Origin of the sequence: Tenacibaculum sp. XPcli2-G (genome assembly GCF_024124505.1) — a bacterium.
GTDB lineage: Bacteria > Bacteroidota > Bacteroidia > Flavobacteriales > Flavobacteriaceae > Polaribacter > Polaribacter mesophilus.
In genome coordinates this window covers 382,163-394,932 of sequence record NZ_JAMXSH010000003.1, presented here as the reverse complement: position 1 = coordinate 394,932, position 12,770 = coordinate 382,163, and the positions used below count along the sequence as shown (strand labels likewise).

At 30.9% G+C, this 12,770-nt stretch carries 12 protein-coding genes; 5 read left to right on the top strand and 7 right to left on the bottom strand.

What is annotated here, in order from left to right; translation table 11 throughout:
• Positions 1-27 precede the first annotated feature (27 nt).
• From NH341_RS09605 to NH341_RS09590, 4 genes are read left to right on the top strand one after another with little or no spacing between them, the layout of a single operon-like run.
• Positions 28-414, top strand: a complete 387-nt coding sequence (locus NH341_RS09605) for a thioesterase family protein (protein WP_047788852.1) — start codon at positions 28-30, stop codon at positions 412-414.
• 35 nt (positions 415-449) lie between these two features.
• Entirely contained in the window at positions 450-1,568 is a 1,119-nt protein-coding gene (locus tag NH341_RS09600; protein ID WP_253056640.1) for a DEAD/DEAH box helicase, read from the top strand.
• Positions 1,569-2,189 (top strand): trimeric intracellular cation channel family protein, encoded by a 621-nt coding sequence (locus NH341_RS09595; RefSeq protein ID WP_047788850.1) that lies wholly within the window; start codon positions 1,569-1,571, stop codon positions 2,187-2,189.
• A 5-nt stretch (positions 2,190-2,194) separates the two neighbouring features.
• Entirely contained in the window at positions 2,195-2,656 is a 462-nt protein-coding gene (locus NH341_RS09590) for a MaoC family dehydratase (protein ID WP_253056638.1), read from the top strand.
• A 53-nt stretch (positions 2,657-2,709) separates the two neighbouring features.
• Here the strand turns inward: NH341_RS09590 and NH341_RS09585 are convergent, their stop codons facing one another.
• Together NH341_RS09585 and NH341_RS09580 are read right to left on the bottom strand one after the other, a co-directional pair.
• On the bottom strand, positions 2,710-3,141 hold the full coding sequence (locus NH341_RS09585; RefSeq protein WP_253056636.1) for a hypothetical protein: 432 nt from the start codon (positions 3,139-3,141) through the stop codon (positions 2,710-2,712).
• 308 nt (positions 3,142-3,449) lie between these two features.
• Positions 3,450-4,661 (bottom strand): RsmB/NOP family class I SAM-dependent RNA methyltransferase, encoded by a 1,212-nt coding sequence (locus tag NH341_RS09580; RefSeq protein WP_253056634.1) that lies wholly within the window; start codon positions 4,659-4,661, stop codon positions 3,450-3,452.
• 61 nt (positions 4,662-4,722) lie between these two features.
• On the opposite strand from NH341_RS09580, the gene recG reads away from it, so the two are divergent.
• A complete protein-coding gene (recG, locus tag NH341_RS09575) occupies positions 4,723-6,834 on the top strand; it encodes an ATP-dependent DNA helicase RecG (RefSeq protein WP_253056632.1) in 2,112 nt (703 codons plus the stop codon).
• Between the two features lie 12 nt (positions 6,835-6,846).
• Here the strand turns inward: recG and nhaA are convergent, their stop codons facing one another.
• The 5 genes from nhaA to NH341_RS09550 all read right to left on the bottom strand — a co-directional run bounded on the left by nhaA (position 6,847) and on the right by NH341_RS09550 (position 12,724).
• On the bottom strand, positions 6,847-8,154 hold the full coding sequence (gene nhaA, locus NH341_RS09570) for a Na+/H+ antiporter NhaA (protein WP_231128414.1): 1,308 nt from the start codon (positions 8,152-8,154) through the stop codon (positions 6,847-6,849).
• 148 nt (positions 8,155-8,302) lie between these two features.
• Complete coding sequence (locus NH341_RS09565) at positions 8,303-9,826, bottom strand: hypothetical protein (protein WP_253056630.1); 1,524 nt, start codon at positions 9,824-9,826, stop codon at positions 8,303-8,305.
• Positions 9,827-9,836: 10 nt separating this feature from the next.
• On the bottom strand, positions 9,837-10,475 hold the full coding sequence (locus NH341_RS09560; RefSeq protein ID WP_253056628.1) for a hypothetical protein: 639 nt from the start codon (positions 10,473-10,475) through the stop codon (positions 9,837-9,839).
• A gap of 98 nt (positions 10,476-10,573) precedes the next feature.
• On the bottom strand, positions 10,574-11,377 hold the full coding sequence (gene fdhD / locus NH341_RS09555) for a formate dehydrogenase accessory sulfurtransferase FdhD (RefSeq protein WP_253056626.1): 804 nt from the start codon (positions 11,375-11,377) through the stop codon (positions 10,574-10,576).
• Between the two features lie 165 nt (positions 11,378-11,542).
• Entirely contained in the window at positions 11,543-12,724 is a 1,182-nt protein-coding gene (locus tag NH341_RS09550) for an RsmD family RNA methyltransferase (protein WP_253056624.1), read from the bottom strand.
• Between the last annotated feature and the right edge of the window lie 46 nt (positions 12,725-12,770).

Here is a 12,770-nt window from a genome sequence, read left to right as displayed (position 1 = left end):
TTAACATCAATCCTGTAAGTTTGTCTTATGAATTTATTTGAACAAAAGCATATCGTAACTTCAGAAGAAATAGACGAATACAACCATGTAAACAATGTAGTGTATGTACAATGGATGCAAAACATTTCAGATGCTCATTGGAAAGAGCTTTCTAAAAATGTTGAAAACATCGACTATGTTTGGTTTGTTATTAGACATGAAGTTGATTATAAAAATCAAGCCGTATTAGGAGATGAAGTTACGCTTAGGACTTGGGTTGGAAAAACAGAAGGGATAAGATCCATACGTCATTTTGAAATGTATAGAGGAGAAACTTTGTTAGTAAAATCTCAAACTACATTTTGTTTGTTAGATGCTAACACAAAAAAGCCTAAAAGAATTACGAAAGAGGTAACAAACTTATTGTTACCGTAAAAGAAACAATATCTTTGCACTTATAAATTTATAGAATGACAACATTTACCGCATTAGGAGTACGAAAAGAATATGTTAAGGGATTGAAAGAGTTAGGAATAACAACTCCTACTGAAGTACAACAAGAAACTATACCTTATTTACTTGAAAATAATTCAGATTTTATAGGATTAGCACAAACAGGTACAGGGAAAACTGCTGCTTATGGCTTGCCTATTTTACATAAAATAGATGCTTCAAAAGACAATATACAAGCGTTAATTTTATCACCTACAAGAGAATTGGTACAACAGATAAAGAAACAACTATTTAAATTTACGAAATATGTAGATGATAAAATTTTTGTAGAAGCAGTGTATGGTGGAGAAAAAATAGAGCGCCAAATCAACAATTTAAAAAGAACCACGCATATTATTGTAGCAACTCCAGGACGTTTGATTGATTTAATAGAAAGGGGTGATGTAGATTTAAAAAATATCAAAACCTTAGTACTTGATGAGGCAGATGAAATGCTTAGTATGGGGTTTAAATTAGAATTAAATCGTATTTTAAAATATACTTCTGGTACTCGTAAAACATGGTTGTTTTCGGCAACAATGCCAGATGAAATTCGAAGCATTGTAAAAAAATACATGAATGCTTCAGCAAAACAAGTTGAAGTAAACAAAAATGTATTGGTGAATGCCAACATTACACATCAGTTTGTAACAACTACGATCCCTGAAAAAACCGATGTTATTATTAAGTTTTTGGAAAAAAGACATGCTGAAAGAGGAATCATTTTCTCAAGAACCAAAGCAGGAGCTCAAAAACTAACGAAAGAATTACAAGAAGATGGGTTTTCGGTAGAAGCTCTTGAAGGGGACATGCAACAAAAAGAACGTGATAAGGTAATGCGTGCTTTTAAAAATGGAAACCTACAAGTATTGGTGTCAACAGATGTTTCAGCCAGAGGAATTGATGTTCAAAACTTAGCTTTTGTTATTCATCATCAATTACCAGAACAACTAGAGTACTATACACACCGAAGTGGTAGAACTGCTAGAGCAGGGAAAAGAGGAGTTTCTTTAGCTTTAATTCTTCAAAATGAAAGAAGTCGTTTAGCTGAAGTAGAAAGAACATTACAAATACAATTCTCTGAAATATCAATATAAATGGATGTAATTTACGCCATAGACATTGCTGGAACTTTTGCCTTTGCTATTAGTGGAGCATTAGTTGCTATTAGAAAAAAGTTTGATGTTTTTGGAGTCATTATCATAGCTTTTGTGACTGCCGTTGGAGGTGGAATGACTAGAGATGTACTTATTAATGCACATCCTATAAACTGGATTGGAGATATTAACTATATCTGGACAATATTAATAGCTGTTGCTGCAACTTTTTTATTTCGAAGTAAAATAGCACCGTTAAGAAGAACAATGTTTTTGTTTGATACTATTGGTATAAGTGTGTTTACGTTATTAGGTGTTCAAAAAGGAATAAATTTTAATTTACATCCATTTGTAGCCTTAGTTATGGGAATGTCTTCCGCAGTAATGGGAGGAGTGATTAGAGATGTACTTACAAATGAAATTCCGTTAATTTTTCATAGAGAAATATATGCATCAGCCTGTTTAGCAGGAGGTATTGTATACCTACTTTTATATCCTTTAAACATCAATGAAGATGTACTTTTTGTTATTTCTGCAGGAATAATTATTCTTGTAAGAACAATTGCTGTACAGTATAAATTGGAGCTTCCTCGAATAAAAAAAGATGTATTTGGTAAATAAAGGATATGAAAAAATTAGTTTTTGAAAATTTAAAAGAACTTTCTAATATAGAAGGAAAACAGTTACCGGTAGGAGAGTGGTATACTGTAACTCAACAAATGATTAATGATTTTGCCAATGCTACATTAGATAAACAGTGGATTCACATCGATGAAGAAAAAGCTGCTAAATATTCTCCAACAAAAACAACGATAGCGCACGGATTCATGTCTGTTTCTATGTTGTCGGAACTAATTTCTAAACAATTTGAAGTAAAAAGTGTAATTATGGGGTTAAACTACGGATTAAATAAAGTTCGTTTTCCAAACCCTGTGCCTGTAAATAGTGAATTACGTTTAATTAGTTCCGTTAAACTAATAGAAGACTTTCAAAACGGTAAAAAGTTAACTTTTGATTGTACGATAGAAATAAAGGGGCAGGAAAAACCAGCCTGTGTTGCCGAATTTATTTTTGTTCTATTTGAATAAAAAAAGCTGCCTTAAGAAAGACAGCTTTTAAAGTTTTATATTTCTTAGTATTATTATGACAACCAGCCTTTCGCTATTGTCTTTTTTGAATACATTAATAAAAACACACCTATAACAATTACCATTATAGGCATTATAATGCTTCCAGGTCCGTATACTTCAGCTGCTCTACTCATAAATAAGTTATACGACATTTGAACTACAATAGCTATTAGTGAAATTAAAAACATAGGTCTTGCTAACTTTTTTCTCATTAATAAAAAAGCACTACCAAGTAATCCTCCAAAAACGGCTATAGCAAAAGCAGCGGTAACCCAAGTAGGAACATTTTCATATAAAGCCCTTTCTGCTTCAGGTAAAGCAGCTCTGACTTCATCTGTCATGTAAGCTTGACCAATATAAGACATAACACCTAGTCCATTCCAAACTAAGGCTGCAATACCAATAATCCAAAAAAGTGTGGCGGGTTTGTTTGAATCTGTCATAAAACATAGTTTTTTAGTTAGTTATTGTTAAATGTAGTTATAAATAACTCAAAATCCAAAACAGACTGTAAATCAAAGAGTAGTGCACAAGTAAAAAAAGAAAGTGATTAGCTTGTAAGTAGAAGGCTTTCATAAAATAATGTTAAAGACTAGTAATTAGTGTAACAACACTAGAAAATAGTCGTCACATAAACATATAATTACTTAACAAGTAATGTTTAGTGATTAGTTAGTTTTTAATAGTTGATTGAAAGGAAAGGCTCGAGATATTATCCCGAGCCTTTTTTAATATATTTTATTTTTACAGTTTACTTTCTTTCTAGTAAGGCCATATAAAATCCGTCGTAACCAGATTTATGCGATAGTACTTTTTCGTCTTTTATAAATTTAAAATCTTTTCCTGCATCAGAAGCTAAAAAGAACTCAACTTGTTGTTGGTTTTCTGAGGGTAATACTGAGCAAGTGGCATATACCATTTTCCCACCTGGCTTTACCATTTTAGAGTATTGTTGTAATACTTCTTGTTGTGTACCACGAATTTTATCTAAAAACTCAGGTTGTAATTTCCACTTACTGTCAGGGTTTCTTCTAATTACTCCCAAACCAGAACATGGAGCATCAATTAATACCCTATCAGCTTTTCCTTGTAACTTCTTAATTACTTTTGTAGAATCAATTACACGAGTATCAATATTGTGAACCCCGTTTCTTCTAGCACGTACTTTTAGCTTTTTCAATTTACTCTCGTAAATATCCATAGCTATAACTTGCCCTTTATTTTTCATTAAAGAAGCTAAGTGTAACGTTTTACCACCAGCACCAGCACAAGTGTCAACAACCTTCATGCCTGGTTCTACATCTAAATAAGCAGCTACTAATTGAGAAGAAGCGTCTTGCACTTCAAAAAAGCCTTTTTTAAAGGCCTCTGTTTTAAAAACATTAGCTCTTTCTACTAATTTTAAAGCATCATCATATCCTTTAATAAATTCAGTGTCAATTCCTTCAGAAGCTAACTGTTTTTGTAAATGAGCTTTGGTTGTATTTAAAGTGTTTGTACGTAAAATAACCTCTGCTTGTTTGTTTAAAGTAGCTATTTCTTTGGTCCAAACCTCTTCACCTAATTCTTGTACACCAATTTCATCAATCCAGTCAGGAATAGACTCTCTAAACTTTCTTATTTTCAATAATTCATCAAATTTTCCTTTAATACGTCTAGTAGGAGTAGGTTCAATTTGATTCCAATCTGGTAACTGAATTCCTTTTAGTACACACCAAACAGCGAATAATCGCCATAAATCAGGACGAGAATACGGTGCTTTTACATTTGCTATTTCTGCATATAATCGTTTCCAACGAACCACATCATAAATAGTTTCAGCAACAAACTTTCTATCACGTGCTCCCCAGCGTTTATCTCTCTTTAAAGCTTTTTCAACAGCTTTGTCTGCATACACATCTTCATTAAAAATATCGCGTAAGCTATCAATAACCGCGAAAACTAAATTTCTATGTAATCTCATTTGATGAATTTAAGAGTGCAAAGATAGTTGATTTTAATGGCTTTTTGTATTTTCGTTCTTAATGAATTTAAACCACCCCGTAACATATATAAAAGGAATTAGTGTTGCCAGAGCAGAGTTACTATTTACCGAGTTAGGTATTAAAACTTGTAATGATTTATTACATCTTTTTCCGTTTAGATATATTGATAAAACACAGTTTTATACGATTAATCAGTTGCAACAAAACTCTGCTGAAGTACAAATAGTAGGTAAGATTACGGGCGTAAAAACCGTAAAGCAAAAAAGAGGAAGTAGGTTAGTGGCTATTTTTTCAGATGCTACAGGTACTATGGAGTTAGTTTGGTTTAAAGGTGTAAAATGGATTAAAGATAGTTTAAAAGTAAACGTTCCGTACGTTATTTATGGGAAATTAAACTGGTATAATGGTATTCCTAATATGCCACACCCAGAAATGGAGACAGTAAAAGAATACAAAAGCAAGCTACAAATGGCTATGCAACCGGTATATCCTTCTACTGAAAAATTAAGCACGAAAGGAATAAGTAACAAGGTTATGCGTACGATGATTCAAAACTTGTTTCAACAAGCTTATAATGAAATAGAAGAAACTTTTCCGGCTTATTTTATTGAAGAACATCAATTCTTAGGTAAAAAAGAATCGTTATTAAATATTCACTTTCCTAAGAATCAAGAATTATTAACCAAAGCGCAATATCGATTGAAGTTTGAAGAATTATTCTTTATTCAGTTACAATTACTACAGAAAAAACTCATACGAAAATCAAAACTAAAAGGATTTGTTTTTGAACAGGTAGGAGAGGAGTTTACCAATTTTTACAACAATCATTTACCTTTTGACTTAACGGGAGCTCAAAAACGAGTATTGAAAGAAATTCGTAAAGATGTAGGCTCTGGAGCACATATGAATCGATTATTACAAGGTGATGTAGGTTCTGGGAAAACGATTGTAGCATTATTAACTATGTTGTTAGCCATTGATAATAGCTATCAAGCCACAATTATGGCACCGACAGAGATACTTGCAACACAGCACTATAATGGGATAATAGAATTATTAGAGAAAACCGATATTAAAGTTGAATTATTAACAGGATCTACCAAAACAAAAAAACGTAGAGAAATTCATGAAAGCTTACTAGATGGTTCTTTGCATATTTTGATTGGCACTCACGCTATTTTAGAAGAAAAAGTACAGTTTAAAAATCTCGGGATTGCTATTATTGATGAGCAACATCGTTTTGGAGTAGCACAGAGAAGAAAGTTGTGGGAAAAAAGTTCATCTGATGGAAGAGCTATTCCTCCTCATATTTTGGTGATGACTGCGACACCTATACCAAGAACATTAGCAATGTCGGTTTATGGTGATTTGGATATTTCTGTGATTGATGAATTGCCACCTGGTCGTAAAGAAATTAAAACTGTACATCGCTATGATAGTAATCGTTTGGGGGTTTTTAAGTTTTTGAAAGATGAAATTGCTAAAGGGAGACAAGCTTATGTGGTATATCCTTTAATCCAAGAATCTGAAGCGATGGATTACAAAGACTTAATGGATGGATATGAAAGTATTTCTAGAGAATTTCCTTCTCCTAAATATCAAATTAGTATTGTTCATGGTCAAATGAAACCTGCTGATAAAGACTATGAAATGGAACGTTTCGCAAAAGGAGATACGCAAATTATGGTAGCAACTACGGTTATTGAAGTAGGAGTGAACGTACCAAATGCTTCAGTAATGGTTATAGAGAGTGCTGAACGTTTTGGATTAAGTCAGTTACATCAATTGCGAGGTAGAGTAGGACGTGGAGCTGAACAGAGTTACTGTATTTTATTATCGAGTTACAAATTATCTTCTGACGGAAAAACTCGATTACAAACTATGGTAGAAACTACAGATGGATTTAAAATTGCTGAAGTAGATTTAAAACTTCGTGGTCCGGGAAATATTATGGGAACACAGCAAAGTGGAGTGTTAAACCTTAAAATAGCAGATGTTGTTAAAGATAGTCCAATATTACATGTAGCACGTAAAGCTGCCATAAATTTACTTCATGAAGATCCTAATTTATCAGAAATAAAAAATTCCAGCTTGCTGAAAGCTTATGAAAAGCTTAGAAAAACAAGTGGAATTTGGAGTAATATAAGTTAGAATTAAGCACTATTAACTAGTACTTAATTCTTCTTTTTTGTTTTGATCGTTTTTATCAACATCACTTTCACTTTTATTGTATCTTAATATTAGGTATCCTATTATAGCAGATACAAGAGAACCTAGTAATACACCAATTTTAGCAGACCCTAGGAACTCTGGACTTTTAGCAAAAGCCAAACTAGCAATAAATATAGCCATAGTGAACCCAATTCCTGCTAAAAACGATACACCTATAATATGTCTATTATTTATATCTTTAGGAACCTCTATTATTTTAAGTTTTTTAACGGTAGTAATTATTGTAGTAATTCCAATACTATTTCCAAGAACTAAACATAGAGCGATGTTTATTATTAAGGAGGTGTCTAAGTTAGCATCACCATCTATTAAAACTCCTGCATTAGCTAAAGCAAAAATAGGGATAATTGCATATGCAACGATATCATGTAGTTTATGCTCTAACAATTGTAAAGGTGACTGATAATCTTCTATCCAATGATCTAAACTATCTATTTCTGCAACTTGTTCTTTCGATAATATAGGTTTAGAAGAAACTTTAGCCCCTTTGATATTATCCATTATTTGTGATAAGTGTGCTATAAACTCAGGAGTATGTACTTTTTGTCTAATAGGCACAGCAAAAGCCATTAATATACCTGCAACTGTTGGGTGTATACCTGCTTTAAGGAATAAAACCCAAATTACAGTACCAAACAAGAAAGTTATATATTTTGAGTAAAAACCTCTGTAAGCTATAAAATATAAAAAGGCTAACAAAGCTAACGCTATAGATATTAAAGTTATATTTATACTAGCACTATAAAATAAGGCAATAACTAAAACAGCTCCTATATCATCTACAATGGCAAAAGCTGTTAGGAATACTTTTAAACTAAGAGGTACTCTTTTACCTAGAGTATTTAATACCGCTAAAGAAAAAGCTATGTCTGTTGCCATAGGTACCCCCCAACCATGTGCTGTATCAGCACTTTTATTTAAGAAAACAAAAAATAAAATAGGAAACAACATTCCACCAAGAGCACCGAAGAGAGGAAAAGCTAATTTTTTGGTAGAATTTAACTCTCCAATTAAAAATTCTCGTTTAATTTCTAACCCTATTAAAAAGAAAAATACAGCCATTAATCCGTCATTAATCCAAAGAATTAAAGGTTTATACAATTCAAAATGTTCTGATTTAAAACCAATTTTGTATTCCCATAAAGCATTGTAACTATCTTTAAAAGGAGAATTTGCTAAAATAAGAGCAAGTAAAGTAGCTCCTAAGAGTAAAATACCACTTGCACTTTCAGTTTTCATGAAATTTTGGAGTGGAGATATAATTCTTTTTTTTATCATGTTTATGTATATAGATTGTTACTTACTTTTTTAGTAAAAAGTAAGGTTATTAATTTTTTTGTTTCAGAAAGCGAAGATAATTCATCAAACTTTAACGAAAAGTTAAATTTTAAAACTTTTTAACACTTAAGAAGGAGAAATTATATGAAATACCTAAATTTAGTTGGGTGCTACTTAAACTTCCACCTTTAGCTTTTACATAACCTGCTCCTAATCTTAAATTTAACTTATTGGTAAGTTTTTGATTAACTCCAATACTAGGTTTAATAATTAACCCTTGTCCTGTGCTTATACCACCACCACCAGCTGCACCTCCTAGAATCTGTGCAAAAAATGTTGTTCTTTCTTTAAAAAAGCTATTAGTTTGCACTCCTAACCCTACTATACCTTCTGCATAAGCGCCAGCATTACCAAAATTAGCAAAAGAAGTTTGACCAGCAGCATATAAATATTTATTTAAGAAAAAATTTAACTGTAATGATATTTGATGCATGTTTTCATTATGTCCTTCATCTCTTGCTGCATTAACATATAAGTCTTGTTTAATAATAGCATCAAAACCTTTAAATTTTCCTCTTGAAAATTCTCTTTCGTCTGATAAAATTCCATCTCTATCTACATAGTATTTTAATCCTAGACCAAAAGTAGAAGAAACAAAATGAGAGTCGGGACTCATCATATATCCTTTATTGATTGAGGCATATACATTATCGAATAGTTTTTGTTCTAAAGAGATATCTGGATAAATTAAAAAACCGCCTTTAGTATCTACTCCACCACCACCACCGGCTCCTAATCCTAATTTAGCTAAAATATTTGTACGGTTTCTATTCATTGATAAATGATATCCGCCACCCAAAAATACATCCATATACCCAGCTTTTATTCCATGATATGCGCCATCAGCTTTAACAAAAAAGAAAAAATTATCTGTAAAATAAGAGTTTAATTCAAATCCTGCTAAACGTATTGTATTTCCTTCATAAGAACCTTTGGTTACCTTAGCGTTATTTAGGTGAACTAATAATGAAATTCGATTACTAAAGATATTCCAAGAACTTTGTCTTAAATTTTCTATGGAAAAACTACTTTCTCTATTTTTAAAACTTGTTGTTTCAAAAGAAAGAGGTACTTGTATTGCTACATTAAACTGGCTGCTATTTATGGTGCCACCATCAAAAAAATCAACATAACTGTATCCTGCAGTTGCAGAAAAGTGTTTAAAATCATATCCTAAATTAAGATGAGGAAGTATAAAAGCTCCTCCACCATCAGGGGCAGATGCACCACCACCACCACCAAAGTGAATTCCAGCATCAATAAAAAAGTTATCGGTTATTTTTTGTTGGATTCCAGCATTTACACCTAAAGTAAAAAAGCCTCCTCTAATACCTCCAATAGCACCATATAAACCAACTCCAGCATAACTCCAATCATTTAGTTTTAGATTGTAGTGAAGCCCTGTATAGTCCATATTTTGTTCTCCTTCAGGCATTTTAATTGATAAGAAATCAATTTGACCAAAACCAAACTGTGTTTTTCTTTCAGGAGTGGTATTTGTTTGCGCGTAAAAAAAATGAACACTCATTAGTAAACTTACTACGAGTGCTCTTTTAAAAATAATTTTAAGCATTAAATTTTATTTAATTATGTATTTTTTGACGTTCACCGTTTATGTATGAAGCTACAAAAGCATCATTAAATCCTATTTTAATTAATTCTTTTTGTAAATCTTTAGCTTCATCTAAGGTAGTATATAAACCTAAAGAGTATTTAAAATAGCCATCATTAGTTGTAACTGTTGAAGGAATAACTTCTGAAGACAATAAAGGGCATTTGTTTTCAGAAAGCACTCCTATTTGTACAGAATAAATAGTTTTTCCATTTATGTTTTCTGTCACTTCGTTTGTAATAGTTTCAGTGTTTATATTTGATGATATGTCATTAATGTTATCTGAAGACTCTTCATTATTTCTAGCAGCTCTAGCTTGCGCTCTATTTATGCTGTCTAAAACTCTATAAGCTTCTTTCTTTTTTATAGACTCAACGTCTAAGTTGTTAATAGCGCTATCACCACCATTTACATAAAAATAATATGCTGCCCCTAAAGCAAGACCTAAAAGCAAACCTAAAAAAATAGGCAGAGTTTTAGAACTCTTTTTTAAAGCAGCCAATTCTTCTTGTGTACTGCTTAATTCACTTTCTGCTTCTTCTCTTTTTAATTTAGCATTATCTAAGTCTTCTTGTATTAACTTAAACTTTTCTTCTTCTATAAAAGGCATAATATGGGTTGATTAATAATTATTAAAAGCACTAAAATACAAATCTTTTTTCATTCATAAGTTTTAAAGAGTATAATAGAGCTTCTAATTGATAACTTCTATAACTCGTGAGGGGTAGAATAAACAGTCATTTTATTATTTCTACTAAAACCAATAAGGAAAATTCCAAATTCTTTTGCAAAATCTACAGCTAAAGAAGAACAAGCAGAAACTGCTATTATTATTGGTATTTTAGCTAAAAAAGCTTTAGAAACTATTTCATAAGAAACTCTTCCGCTAACTAACATATAATTAGCTTCTTTTAGCTTGTTTTTATTGATTAAATCACCAACACATTTATCTACGGCATTATGGCGACCAATATCTTCTTTTATAGTTAATAATTTTTTATTGGTGTTAAAAATAGCACAAGCATGACTACCTCCTGTAGATCTGAATAAAAATTGCTTCTTGTTCATTTCCAGAAACATAAAATGGATTTCTTCAACTAAATCTTTAATATTCTTGGCAGAGTTTCTTTTTAAAGACTTTCCTTTAATTTTTAAATCTTTTAATTCCTTTTTTCCACAAATTCCGCATGAAGAAACTGATAAAAGAGTACGTTTATTTAAATATCCTTTTCCTAATTTATTTTTTAAAATTTCCAAGTTTATAACTGTAGAAAAGTCCTTCTCTGTTTTTATTATGTTTATTTTAACTCCCTCTTTATTTTTGTAGATGTCTTCAGCATATAATAAGCCTCTTACTAATTCTTCATCGTTTCCAGGAGTTCTCATAACTACTGTGTATGGCTCTTTGTTAATGTTTATTTGTAATGGAGCTTCTATTACAAGAGTGTCATCAAATTTTTCTAAAGAATCAATAGAAAGTTTAATAGATTGGTAGCTTTGTGTCTGTTTCATGATGATAGCAAATGTATGTAAAAAAGTAAGTAAAAAGAAAAGCCCTGACATTAAGAATCAAGGCTTTTGGTATGTTTTATCGCCCCTAAACAATAAAACATACCTTTTGATAGGGGCTTTCTATCAATTAAATAAACGATAAATTACGAATAATAGTATTGGATACTAACCATTTTTAGTGCAGTCAATAACTATAAGTTCATTGTTTAGGTTTGTGGTAAAAAATAAATAAGTATTTCCACCGTCTTTTAATTTTGTTTCTTTTCTAATTTGAGCTACAGTTTTTGGGAAATTACGTGTTGTAATGTTTGCCTTAGATTCTGTTATTTGTTTCTTTATTCTTTTTTTATTGTAAGTAAATACATTGTTGATGTTAAAGATTCTTCCGGGGAAATCTTCAACTAAATTTTCTGAAGTATAAAGATGAGAATGTTGATGTAGTTTACCTATTTTTTGTTGATTTGCTACTTCGTTAAATCCTCCTGATTTTAAAATAGCGGCATTAGGTTCGTAAAGATATTTTAACGGTAGAGAATATTCAGGTTTTATTTTGTTTTTTAAACTGAAATTAAAAATTTGATAATTGTTTTTCAGTATGTTACATGTTTTTATTTCAATAGGTGCTTTAATGTCTTTTTTTAATAAAAAAAGTAACTCTTTTACCTCATTATTAACTGCTATAACATGAATTTCTTTTACAAATTTCAATTCATTTATAGTTGATGTAATGTCTAAAATTGGTGAGTTTTTAATAAGAATTGTGTTCGACTTTTCAAATAAAAAATCTAAATTTTCAGGTATATTTGGTATACAATCACTCAATAAAAAAACTTTTCCTTTTTTTTCGTTTCTTCGAGAAGGATCAATGTAAATACAATCGAATTTTTCAGAAGTATTTTCTAGATATTTTAATCCGTTTGTAGCTATAGTTTCAATGTTAGACACTTTCATTTGCTTATAATTGTATGAAACAATTTTTGAAAGTTTTTCATTTAGCTCGCAATGTATAACATTTTTAAATTGTTTTGAAAAAGCATAACAATCAACACCAAAGCCTCCAGTAATATCTATTATTGACTCTCCGTTAATTAATTTAGACTTGTACTCAGCTGTTATTTCAGAAGAAGTTTGTTCAATACTTAGTTTAGGAGGATAATAGATGTTTTTTGTTTGAAACCAAGTAGGTAGTTTTTTTTCAGATTTTTGTTTCGCAATGATTTGGTTGGCTAATTCTTGAATAGAGATTTTTTCAAAAGGGCTTCCTTTAAAAATTAATTGCTCTATATTGGATGTTAGGTTATGGTTAATATAATCCTGAACCTCAGTATTTAAAATGTTTTTATTCAAAAAAGAAGTGTTTTTTTAAATGCTTTTTACTACAATAATACTAATA

Excerpts from the sequence above, each read along its gene's own strand:
- NH341_RS09560 (WP_253056628.1), bottom strand. The coding sequence starts at position 10,475 with ATGCCTTTTATAGAAGAAGAAAAGTTTAAGTTAATACAAGAAGACTTA.
- fdhD (WP_253056626.1), bottom strand. The coding sequence starts at position 11,377 with ATGAAACAGACACAAAGCTACCAATCTATTAAACTTTCTATTGATTCT.
- NH341_RS09585 (WP_253056636.1), bottom strand. The coding sequence starts at position 3,141 with ATGACAGATTCAAACAAACCCGCCACACTTTTTTGGATTATTGGTATT.
- NH341_RS09595 (WP_047788850.1), top strand. The coding sequence starts at position 1,569 with ATGGATGTAATTTACGCCATAGACATTGCTGGAACTTTTGCCTTTGCT.
- NH341_RS09600 (WP_253056640.1), top strand. The coding sequence starts at position 450 with ATGACAACATTTACCGCATTAGGAGTACGAAAAGAATATGTTAAGGGA.
- NH341_RS09605 (WP_047788852.1), top strand. The coding sequence starts at position 28 with ATGAATTTATTTGAACAAAAGCATATCGTAACTTCAGAAGAAATAGAC.
- NH341_RS09580 (WP_253056634.1), bottom strand. The coding sequence starts at position 4,661 with ATGAGATTACATAGAAATTTAGTTTTCGCGGTTATTGATAGCTTACGC.
- NH341_RS09590 (WP_253056638.1), top strand. The coding sequence starts at position 2,195 with ATGAAAAAATTAGTTTTTGAAAATTTAAAAGAACTTTCTAATATAGAA.
- nhaA (WP_231128414.1), bottom strand. The coding sequence starts at position 8,154 with ATGAAAACTGAAAGTGCAAGTGGTATTTTACTCTTAGGAGCTACTTTA.
- NH341_RS09565 (WP_253056630.1), bottom strand. The coding sequence starts at position 9,826 with ATGCTTAAAATTATTTTTAAAAGAGCACTCGTAGTAAGTTTACTAATG.
- recG (WP_253056632.1), top strand. The coding sequence starts at position 4,723 with ATGAATTTAAACCACCCCGTAACATATATAAAAGGAATTAGTGTTGCC.